This is a genomic window from Pseudovibrio flavus, from assembly GCF_009711345.1.
In the GTDB taxonomy this organism is placed as follows: domain Bacteria; phylum Pseudomonadota; class Alphaproteobacteria; order Rhizobiales; family Stappiaceae; genus Pseudovibrio; species Pseudovibrio flavus.
This window is the reverse complement of record NZ_SMMA01000047.1, coordinates 1-453: the sequence shown is the minus strand read 5'-3', so window position 1 is coordinate 453 and position 453 is coordinate 1. Positions and strand designations below refer to the sequence as shown.

General features: G+C 45.3%; 1 protein-coding gene. It reads right to left on the bottom strand.

Features of this window, described 5'->3' with window-relative positions; genetic code table 11:
- A partial coding sequence (locus E1162_RS19415) for a hypothetical protein (protein WP_257098577.1) occupies positions 1–406 on the bottom strand: 406 nt, incomplete at its 3' end.
- Positions 407–453: the final 47 nt, after the last annotated feature.

Sequence of the window (453 nt, the reverse complement as noted above, 5' to 3'; positions counted from 1 at the left end):
TGTGGGCTGCATTTTGAACTTTACCCGTCTCCTGTTTTCGAAGCCTCTTCTCCCGCTTTTTTTCTTTTTTGGTTTTTAAATCAATATATTCAGGTTGTGAGCGAGCCCACTGTAAGCCGTCAGCGTAGCGAGAAACTTGCTTTGTAAAGGCTAGCGAACTTCGTTTAGAAATATTAGGCGTCTTTTCGCCGCGCAGTTCGGAGTCAATCACAGTGTGGAGATACCGATTTCGCTCAACATCGATTTCGAGCGTCTTGTTATGTGAGATGTTTGTTCCAGAAGGTGCCGATTTTTGCCCTTTTCGGGGCTTTGATGGTTTGATCGTCGTCGACCGTCCTGGATAACTAAACCAGTCTGATCCAGGATAGATTATCGTGCTACCACCGATGTAACTACCTCGACCCATTTCATAGTCCTCTCAATGACCACCTGATCATATTCGTGATCTATGAG